14 protein-coding genes are annotated in these 13884 nt (G+C 72.8%); 8 read left to right on the top strand and 6 right to left on the bottom strand.

Features of this window, described 5'->3' with window-relative positions; all coding sequences use genetic code 11:
* Window positions 1-117: 117 nt before the first annotated feature.
* Both AC3EN4_RS09405 and AC3EN4_RS09410 read left to right on the top strand, forming a co-directional pair.
* Complete coding sequence (locus AC3EN4_RS09405; RefSeq protein WP_435205525.1) at window positions 118-879, top strand: methyltransferase domain-containing protein; 762 nt, start codon at window positions 118-120, stop codon at window positions 877-879.
* A 144-nt stretch (window positions 880-1023) separates the two neighbouring features.
* Entirely contained in the window at window positions 1024-2418 is a 1395-nt protein-coding gene (locus tag AC3EN4_RS09410) for a dihydrolipoyl dehydrogenase family protein (protein ID WP_435205526.1), read from the top strand.
* Between the two features lie 7 nt (window positions 2419-2425).
* Here AC3EN4_RS09410 and AC3EN4_RS09415 read toward each other — a convergent pair whose 3' ends face one another.
* The 3 genes from AC3EN4_RS09415 to AC3EN4_RS09425 form a co-directional block, all read right to left on the bottom strand.
* A complete protein-coding gene (locus tag AC3EN4_RS09415) occupies window positions 2426-3193 on the bottom strand; it encodes a nucleotidyltransferase domain-containing protein (protein WP_435205527.1) in 768 nt (255 codons plus the stop codon).
* A gap of 192 nt (window positions 3194-3385) precedes the next feature.
* Window positions 3386-4741 (bottom strand): hypothetical protein, encoded by a 1356-nt coding sequence (locus AC3EN4_RS09420; protein WP_435205528.1) that lies wholly within the window; start codon window positions 4739-4741, stop codon window positions 3386-3388.
* A gap of 5 nt (window positions 4742-4746) precedes the next feature.
* Window positions 4747-5226 (bottom strand): cupredoxin domain-containing protein, encoded by a 480-nt coding sequence (locus tag AC3EN4_RS09425; RefSeq protein WP_435205529.1) that lies wholly within the window; start codon window positions 5224-5226, stop codon window positions 4747-4749.
* Window positions 5227-5328: 102 nt separating this feature from the next.
* Between AC3EN4_RS09425 and AC3EN4_RS09430 the strand changes: the two genes are divergently transcribed.
* Both AC3EN4_RS09430 and AC3EN4_RS09435 read left to right on the top strand, forming a co-directional pair.
* Window positions 5329-6165, top strand: coding sequence for a copper resistance CopC family protein (locus AC3EN4_RS09430; protein WP_435205530.1), 837 nt, complete (start codon window positions 5329-5331; stop codon window positions 6163-6165).
* Window positions 6166-6424: 259 nt separating this feature from the next.
* Window positions 6425-8830 carry a ricin-type beta-trefoil lectin domain protein gene (locus AC3EN4_RS09435; protein WP_435205531.1) on the top strand — a complete coding sequence of 802 codons (2406 nt, stop codon included), beginning with the start codon at window positions 6425-6427 and terminating at the stop codon, window positions 8828-8830.
* Window positions 8831-8883: 53 nt separating this feature from the next.
* Here the strand turns inward: AC3EN4_RS09435 and AC3EN4_RS09440 are convergent, their stop codons facing one another.
* Window positions 8884-9270 (bottom strand): DUF2267 domain-containing protein, encoded by a 387-nt coding sequence (locus AC3EN4_RS09440; RefSeq protein ID WP_435205532.1) that lies wholly within the window; start codon window positions 9268-9270, stop codon window positions 8884-8886.
* A gap of 180 nt (window positions 9271-9450) precedes the next feature.
* Here AC3EN4_RS09440 and AC3EN4_RS09445 point away from each other — a divergent pair, with 180 nt between their 5' ends.
* The 4 genes from AC3EN4_RS09445 to AC3EN4_RS09460 all read left to right on the top strand — a co-directional run bounded on the left by AC3EN4_RS09445 (window position 9451) and on the right by AC3EN4_RS09460 (window position 11536).
* Entirely contained in the window at window positions 9451-9783 is a 333-nt protein-coding gene (locus AC3EN4_RS09445; protein ID WP_435205533.1) for a nuclear transport factor 2 family protein, read from the top strand.
* A 30-nt stretch (window positions 9784-9813) separates the two neighbouring features.
* A complete protein-coding gene (locus tag AC3EN4_RS09450) occupies window positions 9814-10650 on the top strand; it encodes an oxidoreductase (RefSeq protein ID WP_435205534.1) in 837 nt (278 codons plus the stop codon).
* A 128-nt stretch (window positions 10651-10778) separates the two neighbouring features.
* Window positions 10779-11111 (top strand): STAS domain-containing protein, encoded by a 333-nt coding sequence (locus AC3EN4_RS09455; RefSeq protein ID WP_435205535.1) that lies wholly within the window; start codon window positions 10779-10781, stop codon window positions 11109-11111.
* Window positions 11111-11536 carry an ATP-binding protein gene (locus tag AC3EN4_RS09460; protein ID WP_435205536.1) on the top strand — a complete coding sequence of 142 codons (426 nt, stop codon included), beginning with the start codon at window positions 11111-11113 and terminating at the stop codon, window positions 11534-11536. The genes AC3EN4_RS09455 and AC3EN4_RS09460 overlap by 1 nt, the downstream gene beginning before the upstream one ends.
* 12 nt (window positions 11537-11548) lie before the next feature.
* On the opposite strand, the gene AC3EN4_RS09465 is transcribed toward AC3EN4_RS09460, so the two are convergent.
* Both AC3EN4_RS09465 and AC3EN4_RS09470 read right to left on the bottom strand, forming a co-directional pair.
* Window positions 11549-13093: a PP2C family protein-serine/threonine phosphatase gene (locus tag AC3EN4_RS09465; protein WP_435205537.1), complete on the bottom strand. Its 1545-nt coding sequence runs from the start codon at window positions 13091-13093 to the stop codon at window positions 11549-11551.
* 29 nt (window positions 13094-13122) lie between these two features.
* The gene (locus tag AC3EN4_RS09470; protein WP_435205538.1) at window positions 13123-13869 is read right to left on the bottom strand and encodes an alpha/beta fold hydrolase; all 747 of its coding nucleotides are present in this window, start codon (window positions 13867-13869) and stop codon (window positions 13123-13125) included.
* Window positions 13870-13884 lie beyond the last annotated feature (15 nt).

A 13884-nucleotide genomic window follows, 5' to 3' on the forward strand; every position in this document is an offset into this window, starting at 1 on the left:
CCCCCCCCCCCCCCCCCCCCCCCCCCCCCCCCCCGGCACGATCCGTGGTCGGGAGCCTGCACCGAATCAGCACACTGTCGTCACGACACGCCCACGAACCGGTGGTGGGATGGACGGATGAGCCAGCTCACGAGTGCGGACCGGATCGCCTACCTGGACACGGCCGCGACCACCCCGATCGGGCGTGACTACAAGAGGCGTGCCGTCGACGCGCTCGACCTACGGCCGGGGCACCGCGTGATGGACGTCGGCTGCGGGCCCGGCACTGACCTGAGGCGACTGGCCGACGTGGTCCGCGCCGACGGCCTGGTGGTCGGGGTCGACCGTGACCCGGGGATGCTCGCCGAGGCAGGTCGGCGGGTGGCCGGCCGGCCGGGGGTCGAGCTGCGTCTGGGCGACGTCCACGCGCTTCCGCTGGACGACGACAGCATGGACCGGGCCCGGATCGACCGGGTCCTGATGCATGTGGCGGATCCTGCGGCGGCGTTGGTGGAGGTGCGCCGGGTGCTGCGCCCGGCGGGTGTGCTGGTGGTGACCGAACCGGACTGGGACACCCTGGCCGTCGCCGACGAGGACGTGGCGACGAGCCGCCGTTTCGCCCGGTTCGTGGCCGGTCGGGTGCGGAATCCGACCATCGGGCGGGAGCTGGTCCGGTTGTCGGGGCGGGCCGGCCTGCGGGTGCGGTCGGTCGAGGCGATCGCCGTCGTCTTCGACGATTTCGACACGGCCGATCGGATCCTGGGGCTGCGGCGCAACTCCGCCCGTGCGGTGGCGGCCGGCGAGCTGACCGACGCGGACGTCCAGCCCTGGCTGCGACGTCTTACCGCCGGCCCGCTGTTGGCGAGCGTCACCCTCTACCTGGTCACGGCCGGGGCCTGAGGGCCCCGCCGGCACACGCCGGCTTTCGCCGGGAACCAGCCCGGACGTGCCGTCGAAGCTGGCAGGCTGGGCTGGCTGACCCGCGCCGACGACCACCGCCCGAAGTGGCGACGACGAGCGCCTCCCGGCCGCGAAGGAGTACCCGTGCCCGCTCAACCGGAGGACTTCGACCTGCTCGTCGTGGGCGGCGGCAAGGCCGGCAAGACGCTGAGCATGGACCTTGCCCGCGCCGGACGCCGGGTGGCGATGGTGGAGCGCGGCATGATCGGCGGGAGCTGCATCAACGTCGCGTGCATCCCCACCAAGGCGCTGGTGACGAGCGCGCGGGCGGCTCACCAGCTACGGCAGGCCGCCGCGCTCGGCCTCTCCGTCGACGGCGCCCGGGTCGACGTGGACCTGCTGCGGGCGCACAAGCAGGACGTGGTCGAGCAGATGGTGGCCGCCAACCGGCAACAGTTCCTCGACTCGGGTCTGCACCTGGTGATCGGCTCGGCCCGGTTCGTCGCCGCCCGGACCGTGCGGGTGACCCTTGCCGACGGGGGTGAACGGCTGCTGCGCGGCGCCGACGTGGTGATCAACACGGGCACCCGCCCGCATCTGCCGTCCGTGCCCGGGATGACCGAGGCGGGCGTGCTGACCAGCAACGACCTGCTCCGGCTGGAGCGACTGCCGGCACGGCTGGTGGTGCTCGGCGGCGGGACCGTCGGGGTCGAGTTCGCGCAGATGTTCGCCTCGTTCGGCAGCGCGGTGACGGTGGTCGAGGGCGGCCCGCAGCTGCTCAGCCGCGAGGACCCGGACGTCGCCGACGCGCTGATGCGGGTCTTCCTCGCCGACGGCATCGACGTCCGCGTCGGCGTGGCCGTCGCCCGGGTCGACCGGGACCCGGACGGGACGCTCCGGGTCGCCCTCGACGACGGCAGCGTGGTGACCGGTGACGAGGTCCTGGTGGCGGCCGGCCGGGCGCCGGTCACCGACGGGCTCGGGCTGGACGCGGCCGGCGTCCGGCTCGACGAGCGCGGCTTCGTGCTGGTCGACGAGTACCTGCGCACCAGCGCCGAACGGACCTGGGCGGCCGGGGACGTCGCGGGCAGCCCGCAGTTCACGCACGTCTCGCTCGACGACTACCGGATCATCCGGGCCAACCTGACCGGTGAGCGGCGCAGCACCTCCGGACGGCTCATCCCGTACACCGTCTTCACCACCCCGGAGCTGGCCCGGGTCGGTCTCAGCGAGAGCGACGCGCGCCGCGCCGGGTACGACCTCGAGGTGGCCCACCTTCCGGTCGCCGCGATCCCCCGCGCCCGCACGCTGCGTGACACCCGGGGCATGTGGAAGGCGGTGATCGACACGCGCACCGACCTGATCCTGGGTGCGTCGCTGCTCGGCCCGGAGTCGGGCGAGGTGATCACCTCGGTGCAGTTGGCCATGCTGGCGCGGATGCCGTGGACCGCGCTGCGGGACGCGATCATCACCCATCCGACCATGGCCGAGGGGCTCAACCTGCTCTTCGCCTCGCTCCAACCCCGACCGGTGCGCTGAGCACCGGTCAACCGGCGATCTCGGCGCGTACCCGTTGCTGGAAGGCGCGGGCCTCGGGGCCGGTGGGCGGCGGGCCGCCGTGCCGGGCGGCGATGGCCCGGCGGATCACCTCGGCCGGGTCGCCGCCGTCGACGAGCCGCTGACCGGCGGCCACCTTGGACAGCCAGACGCCGTCGCGGTGCCGTACCAGCGAGCGGCAGGCGCCGAGCACGGCGTCCTCGGCGCCGGGCGCGGGACCGTCGTCCGGCGGCGTCGGTAGGGCCAGCCACCAGGTCAGCGCCTCGACCAGCAGGCGACGCAGGTCGGTCGGGGCGAGGTCGGTGAAGACCTCCGCCGCCGGCGGACCGAGCAGCGACAATCCGCTCTGGTGCAGGATGCTGCGGTCCAGCCCGTACCAGAACCGGCCGTCGGCGCCCGGCCGGTCGGCCGGGTCGAGGGTACGGCGGAACGGCATCGCGCGGCCGGTGTTCAGCTCGACCTCGAAGCCGGGTTCGGGGCTGCCGGCCGCCGCCACGGCCCGCTGGTAGACGACCAGCTCCAACCCGCGCGCCGGGCAGGGCAGCGCCTCGTGTCGCAGTCGCGCCACCAGTGACCGCTTGACGACCTCGGTGAGCGGACCGGCGCAGACCAGCGCCACGTCCACGTCGCTGCGCCCGGCCTGGTACGCGCCGAGCCCCACCGAACCGGCCGCGTACGCGCCGACGAGATCGTCGCCGAGCACGTCCCGGGCGGTGTCCACGAGATCGTCGAGGTAGCGCTTCAGAGCAGAGTCCACGCCACCATCCTCGCCTGCGGGCGCGGACGGCAGACTGCCGGCCGGCGGACACCACATTGAGCGTGATGCCTCTGAGTCATCTTGATGACGCAGAGGCATCACGCTCAAGGGAGCGGGCGGCTCCGATCCGGCCGGAGCACGGGCCCGCGAGCGGCGGGCGACCAGCGACCGGCTTCGAGCTTTGACAACGGCCTAACCGGCGTAGAGCAGCAGCAGACCGGCGATGGTGTAGGCGACCATCAGCGCGAGCAGCGGGAGCTGACCGGCGACCGCCCGCGCCCGGGGGAACAGGTACAGGGCGCGGTCGTGGGCGAGCAGCGTGCCGAGCAGGTGCCCCACGATGATGACGGTGATCTGGAGGTTGGCCACCCCGGACGGGGTCACCAGCGCGGTCTGCGGTTCCCAGCCCGCGGTGCCGAAGACGTCCGCACCGGTGTCCCGGGGGTCGGACAGCAGGGCGAGGGTGCGTTGACCCTCCAGGATCAGCAGCGAGTAGTAATGCGCCACCACGTAGCCCACCGCGATGGGCACGATCGAGTGCGCGATCTCAGCCGCCACCCGCCACCCCGCGTCCGCGTCGCCGTCCGTCCGCCCGGTACGGCCGACCCGGGCCGCGACGCCGGTGGCGGCCAGGTACGCCACGGCGACGGCCCCGATGACCAGGACCAGTCCGGCGCTGCCGGTGACCACTGGCGGCAGCCCGTTCTCCTGGGCGAAGCGCAGCCAGGCCGGCGCGTTCGAAAGGCTGTCGAACATCGTGGAGCCAAGCAGCACGACCACCACGGCGACCAGGCCGGGGCGCGGCCGCAGCCCGGCGATGCCGTCGAGCGGGTTGCGCCACACCAGCACACCGTCGGCGGCCCGGCCGACCGGGGCGAGCTGACCGACGAGCCCGCTGTAGACCTCGAACGGGTCGGCCCGGTCGAACCAGCCCGCACCGAACAGCACGGCGCCGGCCAGCATCACCACGGCGTACCCGGCCAGCCACGCGGTGATGACCCGCAGGGTGGCCCGGTCCGGCGCGACAAGTTCGAGCCAGACGAAGCCGAAGAGGGTGAGCGCGGCGGGCCAGAGGCCCAGACCGGCCGGCAGTGCGCGGACCCCGCGCGTCGGGTCGCGCCGGGCCGCCAGCGCGCCGAGCAGATGGACGGTGCGCAGCGGGTTGACCGCCCGCCAGACGGGACCGAACAGCAGCGAGACGGGCACCAGGCCGACCCAGACGAGCACGTAGAGCACACCGGCCGTCGGGTTCTCCGGGGTGTCCGGACCGGCGAGCAGGCCCACGCAGAACCAGCCGGCCGCCAGCAGGCCCAGGCCGCGCAGCGCCCACCGGAACGCGGAGGCGTCGACGAGGCGGGCCAGCCGATCCGGCACCGGCCGACCACCTGCGGCGTCCCGGTCCAGGCGCGGCTCGCGCCAGAGCAGGCCCAGCGCGACGAACGTGACGACCAGGGTCAGGGCGGCGGCCACGACGAGCTCGGGCAGCGTGATCGGGAGGTCCTGCCGGCCGCCGACGCCGTGCGCCAGCGGCGTGGGTACGGCGGGCATCCCGGTCAGCGGACGACGAGCTGGAACAGCACCAGCTCGGTCTCGTGCGTCTCGACCTCGAACAGCCCGGTCTTGTCGGCCCGGAACTGCACCGAGCCCGGTGTGCCGGCGGGCAGCCGGGCGCCCAGGTCGTAGCCGTGTACGTGCAGCTCGTCGGCGACGTCCGAGGTGACCGTGATCCGCACCGACTGGCCCTTGGTCACGGTCACCCGGCCGGTCGGCGGGGTGATCCGTCGCTTGGCGACGGTCACGGTGATCTCCCGGTCGACCGTGGGCGTGCTGGCCGTGGCGGCCGGGGTGGGATCGCCGGTCGCGGTGGCCGCGGCCGAGGTGGTCGGCGCGGCGGCGGAGGTCGGGGCCGTCGAGGGGGTGGCCACGGACGGGTCGTCGTCCTGGCCGCAGCCGGTGGCGAGCAGGGCGGTGAGCAGACCGGTGACCAGCAGGGCGGCGGAGCGGGCGGTGGGGCGCGAACCGGGGACGGGCACGGGTGGACTCCGAACGACGCGAGGGGACGGGGTGTCGAGGTGATCGTCGGAGGGTGAACTCTACGTCTTGTTCGGCGACGGGGAAATGACCATGATGAACGAATGCGATCGAGGCTGGTCACTGTCGGTAACATCGCGCGTCGCGCCCTGGTGGGGGTGGCGGCGCTGGTGGTGGCGTCCCTGGCGCTGCCCACCGCCCCGGCGTCGGCGCACGGCCAGTTGGCGACCTCCACCCCGCTGACCGGCACGGTGGTGCGGCAGCCCCTGGAGCGGGTCGGGTTGTACTTCACCGAGAAACCCGCCGCCAACGCGCACTTCACCCTCACCGGTCCGGACGGGTCGCGGGTGGACAGCGGCTGGTCGTACGGCGAGCCGAAGCGGTTGGACAAGCCGGTCCAGGAGTACTTCATGGTCAACGGCACCTTCGAGCCACGGCTGTACCACACCGGTTTCCCCGCGATGGTGTCCGTCGCGCACTGGCCGGCGAAGGGCCGCTACACCGCCAGTTACCTCACGGTCGCGTCCGACGGCGAGGCGGTGCGCGGCACCGTCACCTTCGACTACCAGGGGCCGAGCACGGCGGCTCCGGCGGGTTGGACGGCGCCGACGAACGGTCCCGATCCCGCCCTGCTCGCCCAGGCCGAGGGCACCGCGTCGGCGTCCGCGGTGCCGGCTGCGACACTCGACCCGGCGATCACCCCCGCCGCCGCGCCGCCGGCGTCTCCACCGGAGCGTGGCATGCCGTCGTGGGTGATCCCCGCCGCCATCGTCGCCGTGGTGGGCACGCTCATCGTGGTGGCGGCCCGCCGTCGCCCGGCGGCGCGGCCGTCCACGGGCGCGACCCGCCAACGCGGCGGCGCGACACGTCCACAGGGCGGCGGCGCTCCCCGCCCGCGTGGCGGAGCGAACCGCCGGCCGGCCCGTCGCGGCCGCCGCTGAGACCCTGGTAGCCGGCCACATCCCCGGACATTCAGGGATCAGTGCCGCGAACTTTCGCAGAGACATCGGGAACTTTTGATGCATCGATGCAAAGGCATGGACACCTCGATCGAAACACCTTAATGTCTCGACCCATCAACCCGGTGTTTCCGGATCGTCACTCGTCGGCGTCGAGGACGTTACGGACCGGGCCGGCGGCCACCACCTCACCATGCTGCACGCCGGCCGTCGGTCACTCCTCATCCTCGTTGGAGGAACGATGGGTACACGGCTGCCTCGCCGATTCCGCAGTCCCGTCCTGGGCGCGCTCGCGCTCGTCCTCACCGTCGGCCTCTGGGCCGCCCCGGCCGACGCCGCTCCCGAACAGGAGCCGGGCGTCACCCTGCGCGTCTACGACGTCCAGGTGCCGCTCTCGGAGATCTGTACGCTCAAGCCGGCGCAGACGCCCAACGTGGACAAGCTCATGTCCACGATCAACTGGACGTCGGCGGCCGACTTCGGCTTCGACGACAACTTCGTCTCGCAGGTCCTCGGCAACATCACCGTCACCCAGGCCGGCAGCTACACCTTCCGGCTCAGCAGCGACGACGGGTCCAGGCTGACGATCGACAACACCGTCGTCGTGAACCACGACGGCCTGCACGGCGCCACCCCGCCCAAGGAGGGCACGGTCACCCTCGCCGCCGGCCTGCACCCGCTGCGCATCGACCACTTCGAGCGCGGTGGCGACCAGCAGATCACCCTCGAGTGGCGTACGCCCGGCTCGTCGTCCTTCGTGGTCGTACCGAACTCGGCGTTGAGCACCGACGCCGGTGTCGTACGGGTCACCGCGCCGGGGCGCAAGGAGTGCGAGGGCGTCAGCGACACGCCCGGCGACGGCCTGCCGCTGACCGGCGTGCACCCCGGTTACACGCTCACGAACCTGCGACCCGGCAGCTTCCAACCGAAGGTCACCGGGATGGACTGGCTGCCCGACGGGCGGCTTGTCATCTGCACCTGGGGTGGCAGCGACCAGTCCGGCACGTCCCAGGACGGCGAGGTGTACGTCATGGGCGGCACCGGCGGCACGACCGGTCCGGGCTCGGTGACCACCAAGAAGATCGCCGGCGGCCTCAAGGAGCCGATGGGGCTCAAGGTCGTCGACGGCGTGGTCTACGTGTCGGAGAAGCAGCGGTTGACCCGGCTCGTGGACACCAACGGCGACGAGGTGGCCGACCGTCTCGACACCGTCGCCACCTGGCCGTACGGCGGCAAGTTCCACGAGTTCGCGTTCGGCCTGCTCTACCGGGACGGGTTCTTCTACCTGAACCTGTCGGTGTCGATCGACTACGGTGGCGCGACCACCGTGCCGCAGCCGGCCGCCAACCGGGGCACCACCATCAAGGTCAACAAGGACACCGGCGCGGTCAGCTACGTCGCGGGCGGCCTGCGCACCCCGCACGGCATCGGCTGGGGCCCGGAGGGCGGCATCTTCGTCACCGACAACCAGGGCGGCTGGCTGCCCTCGTCCAAGCTGGTGCACATCAAGCAGGGCCGGTTCTTCAACCACTACACGACCCCGGTCGGCCCGTTCGACAGGGCCCTGGTCACCCCGCCGGTGCTGTGGATGCCGCAGAACGAGATCGCCAACTCCCCCAGCACGCCGCTCTACCTGACCAGCGGCCGCTACGCCGGCCAGTTCGTCATCGGCGACGTGACGTACGGCGGCCTGCAACGGGCCAGTGTGGAGAAGGTCAACGGCGAGTACCAGGGCGCGTTGTTCCGGCTCACCCAGGGCCTGGAGGCGGGCGTCTCCGAGGTCAACCTCGGCCCGGACGGCGCGATCTACGTCGGTGGGCTCGGCGCGGGCGGCAACTGGGGCCAGACCGGCAAGCTGACGTACGGGTTGCAGAAGCTCACCCCGAACAGCGCCAGCACCTTCGAGATGCTCGCGATGCGCGCCACCACGACCGGCTTCGAGGTGGAGTACACCCAGCCCGTCTCGGCGACGACCGCCGCCAACCTCGCGTCCCACTACAAGCTCAAGCAATGGCGGTACCAGCCGACGTCGGCCTACGGCGGGCCGAAGGTCGACGAGGAGACGTTGACCGTCACCTCGGCCACCCTGTCGGCGGACGGGAAGACGGTCAGCCTCGTGGTGGCGGGTCGTAAGGCCGGTCGGGTGGTGCACCTGCGCTCGCCGCGCCCGTTCACCTCCACCAGCGGCCAGTCACTGTGGAGCACCGAGGCGTGGTACACGCTCAACTCGATCCCGGGCAGCCCGCCACCGCCCGTCGGCGGCACCATCACCGGCGTCGGCGGCAAGTGTCTGGACGTCGACAACTCCGGTTTCGCCGACGGCACGAAGATCCAACTCTGGACCTGCAACGGCACCGCCGCGCAGTCCTGGACGCGGGTCGGCGACACGTACCGGGTGCTGGGCAAGTGCCTGGACGTGGACAACGCCGGTACCGCGAACGGCACGAAGATCCAGCTCTGGACCTGCAACGGCACCGGCGCGCAGATCTGGCAGCCGCAGAGCGACGGGTCGATCCGCAACCCGCAGTCCGGCAAGATCATGGAGGCCGCCGGCGGTAACACCGGCGACGGCACCCAGATCCAGCTCGGCACGTACGCGGGCGGCGCCCACCAGAAGTGGGTGGTCAGTAGCGGGGTAACCGGCTGACCTCGGACGAGGGGGCGTGGTCTGACCGGCGGGTCAGGCCACGCCCCGGGTGGTCAGGGGCCGTGCGGCAGCGGCTGCGCCAGCGCCCGCAGGTCCGCCGGGAGCTGGGACAGGGCATCGGAGAACTCCCGGTGCCCGACCACTCGGTGCATCGTCTCCAGGACCGCCCGTACGCCCCGCTCGGCTCCGGCCCGGTCCGTGCCGGCGCGGTCGGCGACGCGGCGCAGGAACTCGTCGTACCCGAATGTCTCGGGCGGTTCGGCGGCCTTGACCAGCAGCGGACTCAGCTCGTCGGCCACGTGCGGGGTGAGCGCGGTGGCCTCTCCCCCGCTGAGGCGCTCGGTGAGCGTCCGCAGCACGGCCTCGGTCAGCGGGCGTGCCTCGGCCGGCGGAATACCCGCCCGGGCCGCCACCTTGTCGACGAACGCCAGTTCGGCCATGGACCCGCCCCTTCCTCGCCGGAACGCGTGGCTACCCGGGCCGGCTGACGGCAAACCCGGACAGCCCCGAGTGGCGGTTCTGCCGGTTGCGCCGCGCCCCACCCGCCGCGTCTCGTACCGTGGGGTCGGACCGGGACCACGGTGGCCGCCCGACGGCGGCCCGTGCCGCAGGAGGAGCAGATGGCGGTCGACCTGCCCGACGTGATCGACCGGTACTTCCGGGCCGTCGGTGACGGCGACCTGGACGCGTTCGTGGCCTGCTTCGCGGACACCGCGAGCGTGGCCGACGAGGACCGGCTGTACGACGGCCGGCCTGCCATCCGCTCCTGGCGGCAGCGGACGATGGCGGAGTACTCGTACACCGCCGAACCGGTGCAGGTCACGCCCCAGGCCGGCGACTCGTACCTGGTCCGCACCCGGGTGTCGGGCGACTTCCCCGGCAGCCCGGCCGAGCTGCGGTACCGGTTCACCCTGCGCGACGACCTGATCGGCGCCCTGGACATCCGCCCGTAGCGACCGCCCGCGACCGCCAGGAGGAATGCCGTGCCGCGAGTCTGGCTCGTCACCGGCTGTTCGCGAGGGCTCGGCCGGGCGCTCGCCGAGGCGGTGCTGGCCGACGGCGACCAGCTCGTCGCCACCGCCCGCAATCCCGCGCAGCTCGCCGACCTCACCGACCGGTACGGCGACCAGGTCCGGGCGATCGCGCTCGACGTCACCGATCCGGCCGCCGCCCGGGCGGCCGTAGGCGCGGCGGTGGACGCGTTCGGCGCCCTGGACGTCCTGGTCAACAACGCCGGGTACGCCGACGTCGGTGCGATCGAGGACATGTCCGAGGACGCTTTCCGGGCGCAGATCGAGGCCAACTTCTTCGGCGTGGTCAACCTGACCCGCGCCGCCCTGCCGGTGTTGCGGGAGCAGGGGCGCGGGCACATCGTCCAGGTCTCCAGCGTCGGCGACCGGGTCGCCAGCACCGGCCTGGGCGCGTACCAGTCCGCCAAGTGGGCGGTCGCCGGCTTCTCGGCGGTACTCGCCACCGAGGTCTCCTCGTTCGGGATCCGGATCACCACGGTCGAACCCGGCGCGCTGCGCACCGACTGGGCGGGCGCCTCGATGAGCATGTTGCCGACCACCGAGGCGTACCGGCCGGTGATCGAGCCGGTCGTCGAGCGGATGCGCCGCACCAGCGGCAACCAGCCGGGCGATCCGGCCCGGGCGGCGCGGGCGATCATCGAGATCACCCTCGTCGAGGACCCGCCCGCACGGCTGCTCCTGGGCGCCGACGCCGTGGCGGCCGCCGCGACGGTCGCCGACGCGCTCGCCGCGTCGGACGCGCGGTGGCGCGAGCTGAGCGAGTCCGTCGCGTTCGACGCGGGTTCCTGACCCGTCGCCGCCGCACAGTGGCCGCGTCTTCTTGATCAACCACCGAACGGAGGACACGGCCGGTGGGCCGTCGGATGACATGATGTCCCGACAACGGCTGACGCGACGAGGAAGGGTGCTGCTGTCCGATGGCGCACTTCGAGGCCCGCACGTCCACGACACCCGGGCGGATCGTGGTCACGCTGACCGGTGAGTGCGACCTGGCGGCCCAGCCCGAGCTGACGACCGTGCTGTCCGCGGCGGTACGCGCCGCCCCGGTGGTGGTGGTCGACGTCGGCGGGCTGCGGTTCCTCGACTCCACCGGTCTGCACGGCCTGGTGACCGCCCACCAGGCGGCCCGCGCGACCGGCCGGCAGCTGTACGCGGTGAACGCCGCGGGCCCGGTCGCGGCCGTCCTCGACATCACCGGCGTCGGCAACCTGCTGCGTCCGTCCGCCGACGACCCGCGGCTGGCGGGCTGATGGCGGCCGACCGACGCGAGACCCACACGGTGGCCGAGGAGCCTCCGTCCACCCCCGGCACCGACACCATGGCGTACGAGGTGGCGGCCGACCTGCGGGCGTTGCGCGCGTTCGTCTGCGACGGCGCCACCGCGCGGGGCCTGTCGGCCGAGCGGGCCGAGCTGCTGGTGCTCGCGGTCAGCGAGCTGGCGACCAACACGTTGCAGCACACCACGGGCGGCGGCCGGGTGCGCCTCTGGGCCGAAGGTGACCAGGTGTTCTGCGACGTCGTCGACCAGGGACCGGCCCGGGTGCTCGGCCGGGACATGCCCGCCGCGAACGCGGTACGCGGTCGTGGGCTGGCCATCGTCGAGCAGGTCTGCGACGAGGTACGGGTGCTCACCACCGGTGCGGGCACGGTGGTCCGGATCCGGCTCTCGCGGTGAGCGGGGCGCGGCTCAGGGCAGTACGCGCACGGCCAGGGTGCAGGTGTCGTCGTCCGGGCTGGGCTGGTGCAGCAGGTTCCGCAGCCGGGTGAGGGTCTGCTCCCCCGGCGTCGCGCTGAGCGCGGACAGCGTGGCGCGTACCTGAGGTGACCGGTCCTGCTCGGGTTCCCGCCGTTCGACCAGCCCGTCGGTGTAGAACAGCACCAGGTCGTCGGGGCGCAGTCGCGGGGTGAGCACCGGGTACGTCGAGTCGGCGACGGCGCCCAGCAGCAGACCCGGCGGGCGTTCGAGCGGTTCGGTCCGACCGGCGCGGGACAACAGCGGCGCCAGGTGCCCGGCGCGGCCCCAGCAGAGCGTCCGGGCCGCCGGGTCGTACACGGCGACCACGGCGGTCGCGGTGATCGAGAGTTGGCCGCAGAGCCGGTTCAGGTGCCCGAGCAGCACCGACGGGTCCCCGATGCCGATCGACAGCCAGGACACCAGGGCGAAGCGCAGGTGCGCCATCCCGCTCGCCGCGTCCAGGCCGTGACCGGCGACGTCGCCGACGGCGAGCACGACGGTGCCGTCGGGCAATGCCTGCGCGTGGTACCAGTCGCCGCCGACCTGCGCGGTGCTCTCGGCGGGCAGGTAGTTGACCACCGCCTCGATGCCGGGCAGGGCGAACTTCTCCCGGGGCACCGGCTGGATGAGGTTCTGCAACTGCCCGGCGAGCCGGTGCTCGGCCAGCGCGGTCAGCTCCCGCGTCCGCAACTGGTCGCTGAGCCGTTCGATGGCGGTACGCGAGTCGACCCGGGCGGTCACGTCCTGCACCACGGCGTGGATCTTCAGCGGTACGCCGTTCGCGTCCCGGGAGACGTCCGAGAGGATCCGCAGGTGCCGCAGCCCGCTGGTCGTCCGGAACCGGACCGTCACGTCGGAGGACTCCCCGCTGTCCAACGTCTGCCACGCCGCCTCGCGCAGCATGTAGTCGTCGGGGAGCAGGGCGGCGGCCTGCTCGGCGCGGGACATCGGCCCGAGGGCGGGATCCCGCTCGAAGATGCGGTACATCCCCGGTGACCACTGGCTCACCCCGCTGGCCAGGTCGTACTCGGCCCAGCCGAGGCTGCCCAGCCGCTCGGTGCGGTCCAGGCGGCGACGGTCCTCGTCGAGCCGCTGCCAGGACACCAGCAGGCCGCCGAGGACGCGGTGCACCTCGACGTCGAACAGCGAGTCGGCGACGACACCGGTCCGTCGCTCCACGTACCGGAAGTCGGCCAGGCGGCCGGCCGACCCGGTATCGAAGACCTCTTCGTAGAGCTGCCACAGCGGCCCGCCGACCATGCTGGGGTACAACTCGCTGAGGCGGGCGCCCACCCGGTCGATGCCCCGACCGTAGATGTCCTGGCTCTGCCCACTGGTCGCCGCGATCCGCCAGTCGGCGACGGCCCGCTGGTCGTCGGGCACCGGCACCAGCCACGTGCACCCGGCCGGGACCACCGCGAGGATCTCCCGGACGACCGCTTCGACCGGTCGCGTCGCGTCGACGGCGTGCGTGCCCGGACGGTCCTGGTCCGCCATGGCACGAAGCCTAGTAGCAGCGCCTGCGGCTAGCCCATGGTGGCGCGGGCGGCGGTGTCGATGAGCTCGGCGACCGGGCCGGGTTGCGAGACCGCCACGGCGTGCGACGCGTCGACCTCGACCACGGTGGACCCGGCCCGCTGGGCCATGAACCGTTGCAGCTCCGGCGGGATGCCCTGGTCCTGGGTGCTGATCAGGGTCCACGACGGGATGCTCTTCCAGGCCGTTCTGGTCACGGACCCGGTCTGGGCCTGCTCCGATGCCGGTCGCTGGGTGACCGCCATCAGCTCGGCGAGGTCGGGGTCGACGTCGGCGGCGAACACGGCCGGGAACCTGTCCTGCTTGATGTACTGATCCATCGCCGTCCCACCGCCGGGTAGCGGGAAGGGCACCATCTTGACCGAGGTGACGAGTTGACTGCCCGGGTACTTCATGACCAGGTCGACCACGCTCTCGCCGACGTCCGGGCTGATGCTGGCGACGTACACCAGGGCCTTGACGTTCGCGGCACCGTCCGCGGCCTCGGTCATCACCGCTCCGCCGTACGAGTGCGCGACCATCACGACCGGACCGTCGACGCTGTCCACGACGGAGCGGGCGTAGGCCGCGTCCTCCTGCACCCCGCGCAGCGGGTTGGCCACCGCGATGGCCGGATAGCCCCGCCGCTTGAGGTGGGCGATCACCCCGTTCCAGCTCGACGAGTCGGCGAAAGCCCCGTGCACGAGCACCACGGTGGGAAGCCCGGACTGCTGGCCGGACGGGTCAGAAGCACTCATGCGATATCACCTTTC

Source organism: Micromonospora sp. bgisy143 (assembly GCF_057708145.1).

What these genes read in the sequence shown, in the direction of transcription:
- AC3EN4_RS09430 (WP_435205530.1), top strand. Translation starts at nt 5,329, where the DNA reads ATGCGATCGAGGCTGGTCACTGTCGGTAACATCGCGCGTCGCGCCCTG.
- AC3EN4_RS09455 (WP_435205535.1), top strand. Translation starts at nt 10,779, where the DNA reads ATGGCGCACTTCGAGGCCCGCACGTCCACGACACCCGGGCGGATCGTG.
- AC3EN4_RS09420 (WP_435205528.1), bottom strand. Translation starts at nt 4,741, where the DNA reads ATGCCCGCCGTACCCACGCCGCTGGCGCACGGCGTCGGCGGCCGGCAG.
- AC3EN4_RS09435 (WP_435205531.1), top strand. Translation starts at nt 6,425, where the DNA reads ATGGGTACACGGCTGCCTCGCCGATTCCGCAGTCCCGTCCTGGGCGCG.
- AC3EN4_RS09460 (WP_435205536.1), top strand. Translation starts at nt 11,111, where the DNA reads ATGGCGGCCGACCGACGCGAGACCCACACGGTGGCCGAGGAGCCTCCG.
- AC3EN4_RS09440 (WP_435205532.1), bottom strand. Translation starts at nt 9,270, where the DNA reads ATGGCCGAACTGGCGTTCGTCGACAAGGTGGCGGCCCGGGCGGGTATT.
- AC3EN4_RS09470 (WP_435205538.1), bottom strand. Translation starts at nt 13,869, where the DNA reads ATGAGTGCTTCTGACCCGTCCGGCCAGCAGTCCGGGCTTCCCACCGTG.
- AC3EN4_RS09465 (WP_435205537.1), bottom strand. Translation starts at nt 13,093, where the DNA reads ATGGCGGACCAGGACCGTCCGGGCACGCACGCCGTCGACGCGACGCGA.
- AC3EN4_RS09405 (WP_435205525.1), top strand. Translation starts at nt 118, where the DNA reads ATGAGCCAGCTCACGAGTGCGGACCGGATCGCCTACCTGGACACGGCC.
- AC3EN4_RS09445 (WP_435205533.1), top strand. Translation starts at nt 9,451, where the DNA reads ATGGCGGTCGACCTGCCCGACGTGATCGACCGGTACTTCCGGGCCGTC.